Source organism: Modestobacter excelsi, from assembly GCF_005930495.1.
In the GTDB taxonomy this organism is placed as follows: domain Bacteria; phylum Actinomycetota; class Actinomycetes; order Mycobacteriales; family Geodermatophilaceae; genus Modestobacter; species Modestobacter excelsi.
This window is the reverse complement of the sequence record NZ_SJEX01000002.1, coordinates 87,072-103,563: the sequence shown is the minus strand read 5'-3', so window position 1 is coordinate 103,563 and position 16,492 is coordinate 87,072. Positions and strand designations below refer to the sequence as shown.

General features: G+C 75.6%; 11 protein-coding genes. 2 read left to right on the top strand and 9 right to left on the bottom strand.

Annotation, left to right across the window (positions count from 1 at the left end; all coding sequences use genetic code 11):
- Positions 1 to 44: 44 nt before the first annotated feature.
- Positions 45 to 1,253, top strand: coding sequence for a YveK family protein (locus tag FHL80_RS01590; RefSeq protein ID WP_138731719.1), 1,209 nt, complete (start codon positions 45 to 47; stop codon positions 1,251 to 1,253).
- A gap of 146 nt (positions 1,254 to 1,399) precedes the next feature.
- Here FHL80_RS01590 and FHL80_RS01585 read toward each other — a convergent pair whose 3' ends face one another.
- From FHL80_RS01585 to FHL80_RS01545, 9 genes are all read right to left on the bottom strand, one after another.
- Positions 1,400 to 2,647 carry an O-antigen ligase family protein gene (locus FHL80_RS01585; protein ID WP_246078383.1) on the bottom strand — a complete coding sequence of 416 codons (1,248 nt, stop codon included), beginning with the start codon at positions 2,645 to 2,647 and terminating at the stop codon, positions 1,400 to 1,402.
- Positions 2,644 to 3,903, bottom strand: a complete 1,260-nt coding sequence (locus tag FHL80_RS01580; RefSeq protein ID WP_138731718.1) for an MATE family efflux transporter — start codon at positions 3,901 to 3,903, stop codon at positions 2,644 to 2,646. The genes FHL80_RS01585 and FHL80_RS01580 overlap by 4 nt, the downstream gene beginning before the upstream one ends.
- A gap of 105 nt (positions 3,904 to 4,008) precedes the next feature.
- Positions 4,009 to 8,499: a PKD domain-containing protein gene (locus FHL80_RS01575; RefSeq protein ID WP_138731717.1), complete on the bottom strand. Its 4,491-nt coding sequence runs from the start codon at positions 8,497 to 8,499 to the stop codon at positions 4,009 to 4,011.
- A 249-nt stretch (positions 8,500 to 8,748) separates the two neighbouring features.
- Positions 8,749 to 9,483: a polysaccharide deacetylase family protein gene (locus tag FHL80_RS01570; RefSeq protein WP_138731716.1), complete on the bottom strand. Its 735-nt coding sequence runs from the start codon at positions 9,481 to 9,483 to the stop codon at positions 8,749 to 8,751.
- A complete protein-coding gene (locus FHL80_RS01565; protein WP_138731715.1) occupies positions 9,480 to 10,703 on the bottom strand; it encodes a glycosyltransferase in 1,224 nt (407 codons plus the stop codon). The genes FHL80_RS01570 and FHL80_RS01565 overlap by 4 nt, the downstream gene beginning before the upstream one ends.
- Positions 10,700 to 11,392: a hypothetical protein gene (locus FHL80_RS01560; protein WP_138731714.1), complete on the bottom strand. Its 693-nt coding sequence runs from the start codon at positions 11,390 to 11,392 to the stop codon at positions 10,700 to 10,702. The genes FHL80_RS01565 and FHL80_RS01560 overlap by 4 nt, the downstream gene beginning before the upstream one ends.
- Complete coding sequence (locus tag FHL80_RS01555) at positions 11,389 to 12,159, bottom strand: CDP-alcohol phosphatidyltransferase family protein (RefSeq protein ID WP_138731713.1); 771 nt, start codon at positions 12,157 to 12,159, stop codon at positions 11,389 to 11,391. The genes FHL80_RS01560 and FHL80_RS01555 overlap by 4 nt, the downstream gene beginning before the upstream one ends.
- Entirely contained in the window at positions 12,156 to 13,460 is a 1,305-nt protein-coding gene (locus FHL80_RS01550; RefSeq protein ID WP_138731712.1) for a DUF1972 domain-containing protein, read from the bottom strand. The genes FHL80_RS01555 and FHL80_RS01550 overlap by 4 nt, the downstream gene beginning before the upstream one ends.
- Before the next feature lie 182 nt (positions 13,461 to 13,642).
- A complete protein-coding gene (locus tag FHL80_RS01545) occupies positions 13,643 to 15,139 on the bottom strand; it encodes a sugar transferase (RefSeq protein WP_138731711.1) in 1,497 nt (498 codons plus the stop codon).
- A 427-nt stretch (positions 15,140 to 15,566) separates the two neighbouring features.
- Here FHL80_RS01545 and FHL80_RS01540 point away from each other — a divergent pair, with 427 nt between their 5' ends.
- Positions 15,567 to 16,490, top strand: a complete 924-nt coding sequence (locus FHL80_RS01540; RefSeq protein ID WP_138731710.1) for a glycoside hydrolase family 16 protein — start codon at positions 15,567 to 15,569, stop codon at positions 16,488 to 16,490.
- Positions 16,491 to 16,492: the final 2 nt, after the last annotated feature.

The following is a 16,492-nucleotide window of genomic DNA, read 5'->3' as shown; positions in this document are numbered from 1 at the left end:
CGCGCGACCTCGTGCCCGACGGGCGTGGACAGGGAGACGGCGACATGGAACTGCAGGACTACTGGGTGGCCCTGCGCCGGTACTGGACGACGTGGCTCGGGGTGGCCCTGGCCGGCCTGCTGGTCGCGCTCGGCATCGTGCTGGTCACCCCGCCGACCTACGAGGCGACGGCCCAGGTCTTCGTGGCCAGCGTCGACGACAGCACCAGCGGCTCGCAGTTCGTCAACCAGCGGGTGACCAGCTACCCGCAGGTCGCCGACAGCCGCACCGTCCTCGCCCCGGTGATCGACGAGCTGGGCCTGGCCGACTCCTTCTCCGACCTCCGCAAGCAGGTCAGCGCCACGAACCCGGCCGACACCTCGCAGATCGAGATCGCCGTCAGGGACCACGACGCCGGCCGGGCCGCCCGGATCGCCAACGCCGTCGCCGAGCGCTTCGGGACCGCGGTGGAGGAGCTGGAGCAGCCCGGGGACGGCGCGTCCCCGGTCAGCCTGACCGTCACCAACCCCGCGACCGTGCCGACCTCCCCGGTCTCCCCGCTGCCGGCGCTGCTGCTGCCGCTGGGTCTGGTCGTCGGCCTGGCGCTCGGTGCCGCGGCCGCCGTCGTCCGCAGCCGGCTGGACACCCGGGTGCACAGCGAGGACGACGTCCGGGCCGCCTGGGGCGCCGGCGCCGACCAGCTGCAGGTGCACGCCGCGCCGGCCGGCCGGGCGCTGCGGGCGCACCGGCCCACCACCTCGCTCGCCCGCCAGCTCGAGCCGATGGCCGAGCACCAGCTCGTCCGGGTGGTCGCGCTCTCGCCCTCCGACGACGACCCGGCGGCTGCCGCCGCGGTCGTCGACCAGGTCGCCGCGGAGCTGACCGCCTGGGAGGTCCCGGTCGAGGTGCTCGGCACGGCGCCGGCCCCGCTCACCGACGCCTCCGGGCGGGTCGGCGTGCAGTTCCGGGTCGGTTCGCCGCAGGCCTCGCTGCGCGAGTGGCGGCGGACCACCCAGGGCCACGCGGGCGTCGTCCTCGTCGTCGCGCCCGGCCGTACCGACCGGGCCGACCTGCACGAGCTGCGCTCGGTCCTGGACGCCGCCGGTGTCCGGGTCCTCTCGGTGGTCCTGCAGCCCGCGCCCCGGCGCCGGGCCGCCCGTGCCGGGGCGGTCCCGCGGTCCGCACCCCTGCCGGCTCCGGCGAGCGTGCCGGCCCAGCTGATCCGCGCGCGGACGCCGGCTCCGCGGGACGCCGTCCCGGCGTCGCGCCCCTGAGCCACCGCTCCCCCACCACAGCCCGGACGGTCCGCTGACCGTCCGGGCTGTGCTGCGTCCAGGGCCGGTCACTCCCCGGGCTCCAGGGCGCGACCCGCCAGGAGTGACCCTCGCGTCAGGCGCCTGCCGGGCGGGGGCCCGGCGGGTCAGCGCTGGAGAGCGGGGACGGGCGAGGCGTCGCCGAGCTCGTCCCGCAGCCGCTGGCGGGAGGCGCCCTCGGCCAGCAGCGACACGGAGAGGAAGAGCAGGAAGGCCGGGCTGGCGTCGAACAGCCCGCTCTCCAGCAGGCTGCGGCCGACCAGGAAGACCCAGAGCCCGACGAAGAGGACCCGGTGCGGGTACGGGGCGCGCAGCGCGCCGCGGGCCACCCAGCACACCCAGCCGGCGGCGACGAGCAGGCCGAGGACGCCGGTCTGCACGAGGAGGGACGCCCAGCTGCTGTCCAGCGGCTGGGTCTCCCAGTACTGCCCCGTCACGCGGATGATCTTGATGTTGAGACCGCCACCGAAGACGGCCTGCCAGGTGGAGTCCGCCCAGGTCAGGGCGGCCCGCCAGGCGATGAAGCGGGAGCCCAGCGTGCTGGTGCCGTCCCCGCCGCGCTCCGCGAAGCTGGACAGCACGCCGGTGGCGACCGCGCCGACCGCGCCCAGCGCGCCGAGCACCAGCACGCCGACGACCAGCCCGACCCGGGGCCGGCGGACCTGCACCGCCATCGCGGCGACGCCGACGAGCAGCATGAGCAGGGCCGTGCGCGACCCGGTGAGCCACAGCACGGCGAGGAGGCAGCAGCCGCCGACGGCCATGCCCCAGCTGGCCTCGCCGAGCACGGTGCGCCAGGCCAGGAAGACCAGCGGGATGCCGGCCAGCAGTGCCAGCGCGTTGGGGTCCATCGCCGGCAGGCCGCCGGCCAGCCGGCCGTCGGTCATCGCGGGCAGGCCGGTCAGCGAGGCGAGCACCGCGACGGCGCCGCACGCCCAGGCCGTCCGGCGCAGCACCTCCAGCGACGGTGCTGCCCGGAGCAGGAAGAACACGGTGGCGCCGAGCACGGCCACCCGGACGGCCATCACCCCGCCACCGAGCAGCTTGCCCGCGGTCAGCGCGCCCCAGACCGAGCTGCCCAGCACGATCGCCAGCCACCACACCGACAGCGTGCCGAGCCGGTGACCGCGCCCGGCGGAGGCCAGCCCGAAGGCCAGCAGCAGGCCGAGCCCGGCGACCAGCGCCTTGCTGAGCACGACCGGGTCCACCGAGCCGGCGAAGTAGGCACCGCGGCGCCAGTCGACCGCGCCCAGCACCATCAGCAGCGTCGCCAGCTGGAGGACCCAGGAGCTCCGCCCCCGGCCGGTCGGGAAACCGGTGCCCGCCGTCAGTGCCGCCGTCAGTGCCGCGGTCATGCGACGGCCGGTGCACGGACGGCGGGCACGGGCGCGCTGCGCGCCAGCGGCCGCAGCACCGAGCGCCGGACGGCCGCGGCGGCCAGCACCGGGCCCAGCGTCAGTGCCAGCGGCGTCCACGGCACGCCGCCGTCGACGGCCAGCAGCAGCAGGGCGACCGCGGCCAGCGAGGCGAACTCGAAGCCGCGGAGCACCAGCACCCGGCGCTGCGCCCCGTGCACCGAGGCGAGCCCGGAGTAGGGCAGCAGGACGGCGCTGGCGACGGCGTACACCGACCAGCCGGCCACCGCCCCGCCCGGCACCGGGTAGTCGCCGCCGGTGATCAGCGGACCCGCCCAGGGCAGCGCGACCACGGCGAGCAGCCCGATGACCCCGACGGCGAGGGCCAGACCCGCCGCAGCCCGGTCGGCGGCCCGCAGCCCGGCGGCCGGCCCGTGCGGGCGCAGCGAGACGAAGTACGGCAGCAGGAAGGTGCCCAGGCCGGCGACGAGCACCAGGGTCGGCGCCGTGTAGACCCGGGCGGCCTCGAGCGGGCCGTAGGCCGCCGCGCCGGCGACGGCGACGACGAACAGCCGCAGCACGGTCAGCAGCGCCGGGCGGACCGTCTGCGCGGCGGCACGCCAGCTGCCGAAGGCGAACACGGTCCCCAGCGCCGGGTCCCGCCACGGACCCCGCGGCCGCTCGGCCGCGGGCAGCAGCACCCAGGCGACGACGGCGGCAGCGGACTGCCCCGCCAGCAGGGCGACGACGAAGGAGGACAGGGACAGCCCACCGGCGTCCGCGGCGACCAGCAGGGTCCCGAGGGCGACGACGAGGCTGGTGACGTCGACGGCGGGCAGCGACCAGAACCGGCCGGTGGCCATCAGCAGCCGGCGCAGGGTGTCCTCGAGCACGAAGGCCGCCGTCGCGGCGCCGAGCAGCAGCCCGGCCCAGGCCGGCAGGACGCCGGTGGCCACGCCCAGCACGCCGCCGGCCAGCCCGGCGGCGCCGGAGACGAGGGCCGTGCTCACGTGCAGCCCGGCCCGGACCCGCGGTTCGCGGCGGTCCAGGACGGTGAGCGAGTCGCCGACCAGGCCGCTGCACACGGCGGTGGCCAGCACGATGGCGCCGTAGGCCAAGGAGAAGGTGGCCAGGCCCGCGGCGCCCAGCGCCCGGGCCGCGGCGACCTGCAGCACGAACCCGGCCAGGGCGGACGTCACCTGGCCGGCGAGGGCGCCGGTGGCCGGACGCCGCAGCAGGCGCACCACTCCGGTCACGTGCTGATCCTCCCCGCGCGAACGCCCGGTGCCGCTGCTGCGGCACCGGGCGTCACCCGAACTGGGGTCCTGCGGGGCCGCGTCCGGCGCGGCCCCGCAGTCGGCTCACGCGACCGGCGTGACGGTGATCTCGCTGAACCGCACGTCCACCGGGGAGGTGGCGCTGCCCGACAGGTAGGCGGTCAGCCCGACCGAGCCCGCTGCCTGGAGGGCGGCGGTCGTGTCGGTCCCGGTCACCGTGGGGGTGGTCGGCTCGGTCGTGCCGGCCGCCCACACCGTCGCCGCCAGCTGCGTGGCGCCGGTGCCGGTGGCGACGACCCGCACGTCGAGCACGGTGCCCGGCGTGTAGGTCAGGCCCGTGAGCACGACCTCCTTGCCGATGAGCACGTCGTTGCTGGTGCCGGCCTGCTTGACCAGGGCGACGGCCACCGTGCCGTCGGCGAGGACGCGCACCCGGCCCTGGTAGGCCACGTTGGTGTCCACCCGGCGGGCGCCCACGTAGACCGTGGCCCCGCCGCCGGTCGGCACGGCGGACAGCGAGAGCGCCGTCCGCACGTCCACGCTGCTCTCCGCGACCCCGCTGAGGTAGGACCCGGTGCTCGTGCCCTTGGTCAGGGCGAACGTCGCGGCGCCCCCCGACACCGACTGCCGCGTGGCGCCGGCGCTGACGGTCCAGTTGCCGCCGTCCTCGGCCGTGCCCAGGCCACCGGTGACGGTCCGGTCGAAGCCGTCGGCGGCGATGACGTCGGCCGGCGGGGCCGGGGTGACCGGGGCGGTGACGGTCACCGTCCGTTGGGTGCGGGCGGTGGCGCCGTCGTCGTCGGTCACCGTCAGGGTGACGGTGTAGCTGCCCGCCGCGGCGTAGGTGTGCGACGCGGTGGTGCCGGTGCCGGTGCCGTTGTCACCGAAGTCCCAGGCGGAGGCGGTCACGGTGCCGTCGGCGTCCGTGGAGCCCGAGCCGTCGACGGTCACCGACAGGGCGTCCGTGGCCGCGGTGAAGGCGGCCGTCGGGGCGGTGTTCGCCGGGGCCACCGGCGGGACGGGGGCGGGCGGCTCGGTCGGCGTCGTCGGCGCGGTCGGCGTCGTCGGTGCCGGCGTGCCGCCGACCGGGACGGCCCCGAACGAGGTCACCCGGACGTCGACCGGGCTGGTCGCGCTGCCGGAGAGGTACCCGAGCAGGCCCACCGATCCGGGCGCCTGCAGCGCTGCGGTGGTGTCCGTGGCGGTGACCGTCGGTGTGGTCGGCCGGGTCGTGCCGTCCGCCCACACCGTGGCCGACAGGCTGGTCGGCGCGGTGCCCACGGCCTGGACGTCGACCCGGAGCACGGTGCCGGCGGTGTAGGTCAGGCCCTTCACGACGACCTCCTTGCCGATGAGCACGGCGTTGGTGGTGCCGGCGAAGCGGACCAGGGACACCCCGACCGAACCGTCGGCCAGCACCCGGACCTGCGTGGAGTAGGAGGTGTTCAGCCCGACCTGGCGAGCGGTGACGTAGACGAACGCGCCACCGCCGGTCGGCACCGAGGCCAGCGAGAACGACGCCTGCACGTCGGAGCTGGTGGCCGACACCGTGCCCAGGTAGGAGCCGGTGTTGGTGCCCTTGGTCATGGCGAACGTCGCCGTGCCCGCGGCCACCGACTGGCGGGCGGCACCCGCGGAGGAGGTCCAGACACCGCCGGTGTCGGCCGTGCCCAGCCCGCCGGTCACCGTCCGGCCGAAGCCGTCGGCCGCCAGCACCCCGGACACGATGGTGACCTGCTCCGTGGTGCTGGTGGTGGCACCGTCGTCGTCGGTCACCGTGAGGGTGACGGTGTAGGTGCCGTCCTGGGCGTAGGTGTGCGAGGCGGTGACCCCGGTGCCGGTGGCGCCGTCACCGAAGGCCCAGCGGTACCCGGCGATGGTGCCGTCGGTGTCGCCGGACGCCGTGGCGTCGAAGGACCCGGTGGCCCCTCCGGACACCGCGGTGAAGGCGGCGGTCGGGGCGACGTTGGCCGGCGGTGCGACGACCGAGACCGATGCGGTCTTCCTCGCCGTGGCGCCGTCGTCGTCGGTGACCGTGAGGGTCACCGCGTAGGTGCCGGCGGTCCGGTAGCCGTGCGTCGCGGTCGGGCCCGTGCCGGTGGTGCCGTCGCCGAAGTCCCAGGCGTAGCCGACGACGGTGCCGTCGGTGTCGCTGGAGGAGCGGGCGTCGAAGCCGGCGTCGAGGAAGGTCGCGGTCGAGGTGAACGCGGCGTTCGGCGCCTGGTTGCGGGCGGAGCCCGTGGTGGCGACGGCGACGTGGCTGGCGACCTGGGCTGCGGTCAGCGCGGTCGGGTAGACGGCGACCTCGTCGATCGAGCCGGTGAAGGTGGTGGAGCCGGCCCAGACGTTGTCGTACCCGATCCGCCAGTAGCCGGTGTACGGCTGGGCGGAGACGGCGTCGGTGCGCGAGGCGACCTGCTTGCCGTCCATGTACAGCACCAGGCCGTTGGAGCTCAGCGTCGCGGTGACCTGGTGCCACCGGCCGTCGTTGTAGGCCAGGGGGCTGGTGACGGCCGTGGTCGCGCCGTTGTACACACCGAAGACGACCCGGCCGGTGGCGTCCAGGAACGCCATCCGGTCGTAGAGGTTGCTGGCGCCGGTCGTCGAGTTGCCGAAGCCGACGATGCGGCCGCCGGTCCTGGAGGTCGTCTTGAACCAGGCCTCCACCGAGAAGGTCTGCGGGCCGGCCACCGCGGTGCGCGTCGACGCGAAGGACGACGTGCTGTTGGAGAGGGTGTACGCGGTGTTGGCGTCACCGGAGAGGGCGCCGGCGGTGCCGCGGGTGACCGCGGTGCCGGTGGTCATGTCGGTCGCGCCCTCGAGGTCGTAGGCGGTCGTGCCGGAGGTCTCCCCCAGCGACCAGAGGTCGGTCGCGCCGTCGGCCCGGACGACGTCGGCGTAGGGCCGGGCCGCACCGCCGGTGGCGAGGGTGACCGAGACCGCTGCGGGCCTGGCGACGTTCCCCATCGGGTCGGTGACCGTCAGGCGGTAGGTGTGCGTGCCGGCGGGCAGGCCGGTGTCACCGATCACCATCGCCGGGGTGTTCCACCAGGTGGAGGCCTGCGTGGTCTCGTAGAACGGGGTGGTCGCGCCGTCGCGGTAGACCCGGTAGGTCAGGTTCTCGTTGTCCTGGTCGGCGGTGGCCGTCCAGGCGACCCGCACCGCGCCGGCGCCGACGGCGGTCACCGTGGGCTTGAGCAGCGCGGCGTCCGGACCGATCTTGTTCGGGGCGATCGCGGCGGTGGCGAAGCGGACCAGGCCCTGCTGCCTGGTGCCGTTCACCGACGGGAACTCGCCGCCGTAGACGACGTACTGGGTGTTGCCGGCGACGCTCCAGGAGCCCTGGTCCTGCCCGGTGTAGGTGCCGGCGGGGATCGTCGGGAACCAGTCGAGCAGCGAGCCGGCCGGCTGGCCCAGCCAGTTGTTGTTCCGGAAGGTGCTCCCGGTGACCGTGCGGGTGGCGGCCACGGTGAAGGCGGTCGCCCGCTTGTACTGCCCGATGTCGCCGTAGCCGCCGACGTAGGAGCAGTCGTGCATGTGCGAGGCGATGTAGACCACGCCACCGGTGGCGTAGCTGGAGTAGTTGTCACCGCGGCAGTAGGCCACCGAGACGAGCGCGCCGCCGTCGGCCTTCGCGGCGAAGGTGCCCTCGAGGTTGCCCGGGCCGTAGTAGTCGTAGCCGCTGCCGAAGACCGTCGTCCCGTCGGTGGACAGGTTCCAGATGGCGGAGTTCGTCCCCTGGTTGGTGATGATCCGGTTGACGGCGAACGGCCGCGTCGCACCGGTGGCCGCGTCGAGCGCGCCGACACCGGTGGCCGCGACACCGTTGAGGCTGGCGAACCGGCCCGAGGCCACGACCTGCGCGCCACCGTTGGTGGCCACCAGGGCGAGGACCTCCTTGCTGCCGCCGGTCGCGGCGGCGCCGGCGACCGGCGCCCACGGGAGCAGCGCACCGGACGGGGAGACGGCGGCCAGCGAGGTGCGGCTGGTCGTGCCGACCGCGCTGATGCTGCCGCCCAGGTAGACCGCGGAACCGGTGACCGCCAACGCCCGGACCTGGCCGGTCACGCTCGGCTTGAAGTCGGCGACGAGCTGGCCGGTGGCGGTGTCGTACGCCGCGACGCGCTTGCGGGTCTGGCCGTTGGCCGTGCTGAAGTCCCCGGCCACGTAGACCCGGCTGCCGTCGGGCGAGGCCGCGACAGCCAGCGCCTGCGCGTTCAGGTCCGGCGCGAAGGAGGTGACCAGCGCACCGGTGCGGATGTCGTACGCGAGCATGTTGTTGCGGACGGTCTCCTGCGTGCCGGCGGCGGCGCCGGCCGGCCGCGCGGAGGTGAACTTGCCCGCGACGTAGACGGTGTTGCCCACCACGACCTGGGCCCAGGCCACGCCGTTGATCTGCACGGTGGGCAGCGCGTCCGCGGTCACCGTGCTCGGGGTCGCGCTGCTGGTGGGGTCCACCGGCGCGGAGTCGGCGTGTGCCGCCGGTACCGCTGCGCCCAGCACGCCGATCGCCAGCGCCAGTCCCACCACGCCCGCGGTGGTCCGTGCGGCGATGGTCGCCGTCCTTGCCCTCATGCTCGTGTCCGTTCGTCGTCCCCCCTGGCACCCGGTCGGGGCCAGCGCAGTCGATGAACACTAAGCGTGACGATCAGCGCCCGACCAGGGTGAACGCGTCACTCGATGCGGTACGAAACCGCAGGTCAACGGCGACCGTCACCCGGTCGGAGTAACCGAGCGTCACCCGCGCGGGCCGCCGACGGGCAGCGCCGGAGAACGCGCGAGGCCCGCTCCCCCCGAGGGGTGAGCGGGCCTCGTGCCGTCGGGTCAGCGACCGCGCTGGAGGAGCTGGTGGCGGGACATCCGGGCGACCAGGTGCGCGGCGGTGTCCTGCGGGCTGACGTAGCACCGGGGCACGGTGAACCGGTCACCCGGGGCGTAGTCGCCGATGACGCAGCCGTTGTCGTACCCGGCGGCCTGGACCGCGTCGGCGGCTGCCGCGTCGTAGGCGCCGTAGGGGTAGCAGAAGCCGGCCACCTCGTCCTGGAGCACGTCCTGCAGCACCTGTCGGCTGCCGACCACCTCGGCGGTCAGCGTGGCCGGGTCCGCGCCGGCGAGCCGGGCATGGGTCATCGTGTGGCTGCCCACCTCGTGCCCGGCGGCGGCGACCCTCCGCACCTGGTCCGGGCCCATGATCGGCAGCCGCGGACCGGAGTCCCACTCGTTCGCCCCGTCCATGCGGCCGGCGACGACGTAGAGGGTGGCGGTCATGCCGTGCCGCTCGAGCACCGGCACCGCGTGCTCGAGGAAGTCGGTGTACCCGTCGTCGAAGGTCAGCGCGACCAGCCGGCCGGCCTCACCCCGTTCCTGCGCCTGCAGCAGCTCGGTGAGGCCGACGCCCCGCAGGCCGAGCCGGCGGAGCCACCGCAGGTGCCGGTCCAGCCGGTCCGGGTGCACCCGCAGCCGGTGCGGGTCGGGCGCGGTGGACACGCTGATCGAGTGGTACATCAGCACCGGCCGGACCCGCAGCGGCGTCCGGGCGTCGGTGGTGGGCAGGCTCATCGGGCTGCCCCGGACACGGCCGCGGCCTCGACGGGACGGCGGGGTGCAGGGACGACGGCAGGGGTGGTCGGGCGTCCGGCCAGTGCGCCCAGGACGGCCACCAGCTGCTCGGCGTAGCGCTGCGGGGCGTGCCGGCGGCGGGCCTCGGCGGCGTCGGCGGCGGCCGCCGCCCGGTAGGTGTCCCAGCCGGTGACGACGCGCTGGACGGCGTCCGCCCACCGCGCGGGGTCCCCCGGGGCGACGGACTGGGCGCCGGCGTACCCGGCGGCGGCCTCCCGGAGCCCGCTGCCGTCGCTCACCACGAGCGGCCGGGCGGCGAGCACGGCCTCGACGGCGGTGAGTCCGAAGGACTCCTCCAGAACCGAGGGCACGAGCACGACGTCGCTGTCGGCCAGCACCGGCCAGACGTCGGACCGGAAGCCGAGGAACTCGACCCGGTCGGTGAGCCCGGCCGCCGCCACCGTGCCGCGCAGCTCCGCCTGGAACCACTCGTAGCCCTCGAACACCGAACCGAGCAGCTGCAGCCGGGCGTCGACGCCCCGGGCCAGCAGCTCCTGCAGCGTGGCCACGGCGACCTGCGGCCCCTTGCGCGGGGACAGCCGGCCCACGAACAGCAGCCGCACCGGCCCGTCCAGCGCCACGCGGGGCGGCCGGACCTCGGCGGGAGCCGGGACGGCGTTGTAGACGACGGTCGCGCGCCGGCGCAGCCACGGGGCCGTCTCGGCGAGCACGTCCAGGCAGAACAGGCTGTTGGCGACCACGCGATCGGCCAGCGCCGGGCAGACGGCCATGCCGACCCGCAGCAGCCGCGGCGCGGACTGCTCGGCCTCGTGCACGTGGCAGACCGAACGCCGTCCGGCCAGCCGGGCGAGCAGCGGCCAGGAGGGCAGCGTGAGGGTGTTGACGTAGACCCCGGCCTGGCCGGCCGAGCGCAGCAGCCGGAGCGCCGGCAGCGCGCCGAGCACCGTGTCGGCCAGCAGCCGCAGCGCTCCCCGGGGGCGGAGTGCGGAGTTGCGCAGCACCGGCATCCGGCACAGCACGACCCGCAGCCCGCGGGCCTCCAGCTCGGCGACCAGCGGTCCGGGAGCGGGCAGCGCGACGGTGACGTCGAACCGGGTGGCCAGCGCCGACGCCGACTCGGCCAGCACCCGGTCGGCGCCGTAGAGCTCGGCGCCGGGGTGGACCACCAGGACGCGGGGCCGCGCTCCCGGCGCGGTCACGAGGCCGCGCCGGTGAAGACGAGGACCGGCGCCCCCGCCTCGTACCCGACCGAGAGGGTGACGTCGGTGCGGTCGTCGGCGGCGATGCTGAAGACGTAGACGCCCTGCGCCGTCCCACCGGCGGCGACGGTGCCGCTGAACGGGGCCGCCGAGGGGTCGTTGACCGGCGAGGCGGGCACCAGCTCGGGCCCGGAGGCCAGGTCGACCGCGACACCGCCGAGCGGCAGCGCGTCGGCCGTGCCGTTGGTGAGCTCGACGGTGACCCGCAGCGCGGGACCGGTCACGTTGCCCGGACCCACGCCCGTGGCGTCGACGGCGTCCAGGGAGACCACCTCGGCGGTGACCCCGTTGCCGACCGCGGCCGGCTGGTCGAGCGGCACCGGGCCGAGGCTCGGCGGCGGTTCGTCGGCGTCGGTGGTCGGTCCGGTCGGCTCGGGGGTGTCGGCGGCGGGGGCCAGCGCCACGCTCGTCGGCGCGGCGGACGTCGCGGCCGACGTCCCCGTCGCCGCCGACGTCCCCGTCGCCGTCGCCGGACCCGAGGGCGCCGCGGCGCCGGCCGGGTCGTCGCCGGACCCGCCGGTGGTCAGCGCGAGGACGGCCAGCGCGGCGGCCACGACCGCCAGGACGGCGGCCAGCGCCGTGCGGCGGCGCGGCGACCGCGCCGCCGGGGTGTCGGAGGGAACGTTCATCGCGGCAGCCTGTCCATCTCGCGGAACCACTTGACCGACGCGAGGGCCAGGAAGGCCGTCATCGCGACGAGGAGGAGGGTGTAGACCGGCAGGAACAGCGCCGGTGCACCGAAGAGCACGAACACGCAGCACAGCAGGCCGTAGTCGGTGGGCAGCACGAGCAGCGACCGGAGGACGCCGGCCCGCTCGCCCCGCTGCTGGGACCGGATGGGCACCCCGTGCTGGGCCCGGAGCGCGTCGTTGAGCATCGTGCCGAAGTAGAGGACGGCATCGACCACGCAGTAGCCCAGCGGCACCAGCAGCCAGGCGCGGGAGTCCAGGTCGCCGAAGCGGTACAGCCCGATCAGCACCGCGAGGTGCAGGCTCGAGGCCTTGGCCGCGTCGACCATGTGGTCCAGCCACTCACCGGCCGGCGAGCCACCGCCGCGCAGCCGGGCCAGCTGGCCGTCCGCGGAGTCCAGCGCGTAGCCGACGACCAGGCAGGCGGCGACCGCCACGCCCATCGCCCAGGACGGCGCGACGAGCGCGAGCAGGGCGACGCCGGCGGCGGAGAAGGCGGCGCTGATGCCGGTGACCGCGTTCGGGGTGAGGCCGGCGTGGTAGGCCACGGCTGCCAGGAACCGGCCCATCCGCCGGTTGACGAACCGGGAGTAGGCGGGCGCGCCGAGCGCGCCCTTCTGCGCACCGCCGAGCCGGGCCAGGGTCTGGCCGAAGGTCTCCGCCGGGCGCGGCCGGGGCGGGGGCGCGGTCTCCAGGACGGCGCTCACGACTGCGCCGCCCGAGCGGTCGGTGCCTCGACCGGGAGCACGTCGGCCCCGACTGCCACCCGCAGGGGGGCGAGCGCGGGCTCGCCGAGCCGGCGGCGGGGAGCCGGGGGCAGCACCGGGGCCTGCTCGGTCCGGGCGGTCGGCACCCCGTATCGGCGGCGTCCGCTGGGGCGGGTGCGCGGGAACTGCCGGGCCGCGAGCCGGGTGCACAGCGCCTCGTACCGGGTGGCGACGTCGTCCCAGTCGTACCGGGCGGCCATGACCCGGGCGCTGTTGCCGTCCCGGCGGACCGCCGCGGGGTCGGCCTCAGCCGCCGTCACCTCGACGGCGACGTCGTCGGGGGTGCTGAAGTACCGGCCGCTGGTCCGCAGGACCTCGCGGTTGAACGCCACGTCGAAGGCGATCGTCGCGGCTCCCGCCCCGATGGCCCGCAGCAGCGAGGGGTTGGTGCCGCCGACGGAGTGCCCGTGCAGGTACGTCGCGCAGTTGGCGTAGAGCTGGTCGAGGAGCTCCTGGTCCCAGACGCCGCCGAGGAAGCGGACCCGGTCGTCGGCCAGCTCGCGCACCTGCCGGGTGTACTGGTCGGCGTAGGGGGCCGAGCCGACCACGACCAGGGGCAGCGTGGCCCCGCTGCGCCGGTAGCCGTCGACGATGACGTGGACGTGGTTCTCCGGCTCGAACCGCGCCACGACCAGGTGGAACCCGCGCGGGGTCAGACCGACGTCGGCCAGCTTGTCCGACGCTCCCCCGGCGATCTTGGGCGCGCCGTAGGCGATCTGCTCGGTCGGGGCGGCGAACTCGTCGCGGTAGTAGTCGGCGATGCCCTGGGCGTCGGCGATGAGCGCGTCGGACCAGCGGACCGACAGCGCCTCCACCACGCGGTAGTAGCGCTGGCCGGCGCCGCCCCACTTGGCGCGCTTCCACTCCAGGCCGTCGACGTGGGTGGCGACCGGGATGCCGGCGGCGCGCAGCAGCGGCAGCCACGGCGCGTTGGCCGCGTTGAAGACGACGGCCGCGTCGGCGCGGTGGGCCAGCAGGTGGGCCACCGACAGACCGGTGTGGCTCAGCGTCTCCAGCGACCGGCGGCGCAGAGCGGGCAGGTGCACCAGGCGCATGCCCAGGTGCGTCGGCGGGCGGGGCTCGTCGCCCGCCGTCCGGCAGTAGACGACGACCTCGTGGCCGGCGTCGGCCAGCCGGCGGCCGACCTCCTCGACCGCGGTCTCGAAGCCGCCGTACCGCGCCGGGACCCCGCGCGTGCCGACCAGTGCGATGCGCAGCTTCCCGGACGTGTTCCGTGCCATGTCTGCCGCTCCGTTTCTCCCCGTGTGTCCGTCCCCGGCGTCTGGTCGGCGTGCCGGGTCCGCGGAGCGCGGGTCGGCACGGCGAGGCCAGGGCCACGGCGTGTGCTGGGGAGACCATCGGCTCTGCCGACGCGCGCCGTCACGGAAGTGACTGACTCCGTCACTCAGAGGGAGGACTCCGGTCAGTAGGCCCCGGAGGCAGTGGCGACGGCCCGGGCGGTCTTCCAGAGGATCTGCAGGTCCAGGGCGAGCGACCAGTTCTCCACGTACCGCAGGTCGAGCCGGACGGCCTCCTCCCACGGGAGGTCGCTGCGCCCGGAGATCTGCCAGAGACCGGTCAGCCCCGGCTTCACCAGCAGCCGGCGGCTCACCGAGCTGTCGTAGCGGGCCACCTCCTGAGGCAGCGGGGGGCGCGGGCCCACCAGGGACATCGTGCCGGTGAGCACGTTGACCAGCTGCGGCAGCTCGTCCAGGGACAACCGGCGCAACCAGCGGCCGACCGGGGTCACCCGCGGGTCGGAGCGCATCTTGAACAGCAGGCCGTCGGCGTCGTTGCCGTCGGAGAGCCCCGCCACCTGCTGGTCGGCCCCGGACACCATGCTGCGGAACTTCAGCATCGTGAACGGCTCGCCGTTGAGGCCGATCCGCTGCTGCCGGTAGAAGACCCCACCGGGGCTGGACACCCGCACCGCCAGCGCCAGGGCGCCGAACAGCGGGGCGAGCACCAGCAGCGCGCCGAACGCGACCGAGCGGTCCAGCACGGTCTTCACCACCCGCCGCCAGCCCTCGAACCGCGGCTGCTCGACCGCCAGCAGCGGCAGCCCGTCGAAGGGGCGGATGTGCAGCCGCGGGCCGGCGACCTCGACCAGGCCGGGCGCCACGAGCAGCTCCAGGCCGGTGCCCTCGAGCTGCCAGGACAGCGAGCGCAGGTACTGCGCGGCGGTCTCGCTGGCCGAGGTCACCGCGATGGTGTCGGCCCGCATCCGGGCCGCGGTGGCGACCACGTCGTCCAGCCCGGAGACCGGCAGGCCGACCGCGCGGGCCACCCGGGCCCGGTCGTCGGGCGTCACGCAGGCGGCGACGACCTGCAGCCCCGCGTGCGAGGTGCGGGCGAGCCGGTCGACCAGCTCGAGGACGGCGCCCCCGCGGCCGACGACCACGACCCGCTTGACGCACCGGCCCTGCAGCCGCTGGCGGTGCAGCAGGTGGCGGGCGCCGTACCGCTCGACGACGGTGGCCAGGGCCAGCGCCGGGACGCCGATGACGACCAGGCCGCGGCTCAGGTCGAGCTCGGCGGCGTAGCTGAGGAAGCCCATCCCGGCCAGGAGCAGCAGGCCGGCCCGGCCGATCCGGTGGAACTCGTCGCTGCCGATGCCGAACGTGCGCTCCTCGTAGGCGCCGGTGACGGCGAGGAGCACCGGCCAGGCGAGGACGAGGGAGACGCTGGCCCAGAACAGGCCGCCCGCCGGGGGCACCACGCCGTCGTGGGCGGCCAGCACGATGAGCGCCGCGGCGGCCGCGAGGACCACCTCGGCGCCGACCAGCCGGCGGCGGTGCCGGGCGGCCCAGGGGTCGCGCGCCGTGGGCACCGGCCGCGGCCGGTCGACCGACCCCGCGGTGCGGAGTGCGCCTGCGACGGGATCGACGACGGGCAGGGCCTCAACTCGTTCGAGCAGCAACGTGTCCCCCTATGACCAGGTTGGTGACTCACTGTCATCGCGTCGCCGGGAGACGAGCTGTCCGCGGGACGGACGGCCTCCTGCGACGACGCCCAGCGACCATCACAGTCGGTGACCGCTGGGACAACGCGACTTCACCCGAAGGGGCAGGCCAGGAGGCAAGGACCACCCGACCGGACACGGAGCGTCACCCGGCAGCGGCCTTCGGCCCGCGATCGGGGAGCCGCAGACCGCCCTTCCCCCGAACGTGGGCGAACCGGGCACACGACCGGGTGAGCACGTCCTCGATCGGTTCTCCGCGCGCTGCGGCCGGACGAGCATGCAGGGGACGAGAGGGGGACCGGTGCGCGGAGGAGAACTCGACCGGGGGGACGATCCCCGCAGACCGGGGCCGGCCGGTGCACGTCGCCGGCTCCCCTGGGCCCTGGTGCCCCTGCTGGTGGCGGTGGTGCCCCTGACCACGGCGGCCCAGAGCACGCGGGCCGCGTTGCCGGAGCCGTCGCCGGGCTCAGCCGCGGCGACCAGCACCCCCACGCCGACGGCCAGCACGCCGACCACGACGCCGACCACGACGCCGACCACGACGCCCACGGAGGCGGGCCCGACGTCCTCGGACCCGGACCCGACGACGGCGGACCCGGGCCCGACCCCGGACCCGGCCCCCGCGCCCGCCGCGGGCAGCGAGTGGACGCCCCTGATCGACCAGGGCTTCGACACCCCCGCCGCCCTCGGTGAGTTCGCCGACCTCTACCCCGGCTGGGCGGACTACGACGGGTACCACGACACGACCGGTCCGGGTCGCTACGACAGCAGCCGCGTCGTCACGGTCTCCGACGGGGTGCTGACCGAGGACCTGCACAGCGAGGACGGCGAGGCGCTCGTCGTCTCGATCACCCCGGTGCCGCACGTGCAGACCTACGGACGCTACGAGGTCCGCTTCCGCGCCGACGTCGTCCCGGGGTACCACTTCTCCTGGCTGCTCTGGCCGGCCGACAACGACTGGACCGACGGCGAGATCGACTTCCCGGAGACCGGGCTGGACGCCGGCGACTGGATCATGGGGTTCTCCCACCAGATCGGCCCGACGCCGTCGGTGAACCAGTGGGCGCAGCGCTTCGAGGGGTCACCCCAGGACTGGCACACCGCGGTCATCGAGTGGCGCCCGGACTCGCTGACGTTCACCCTCGACGGCCGCAGCAGGACGACGACCGACCCGCTGGCCATCCCCTCGGTGCCGATGTACTGGTCCATGCAGTCCGAGGCCGAGGACCCGGACGCGTCGACGTCGGGCGGCGTCCAGATCGACTACGTCAAGGCCTGGGCCCACACCCCGGAGGCCGCGGCCGGCTGACC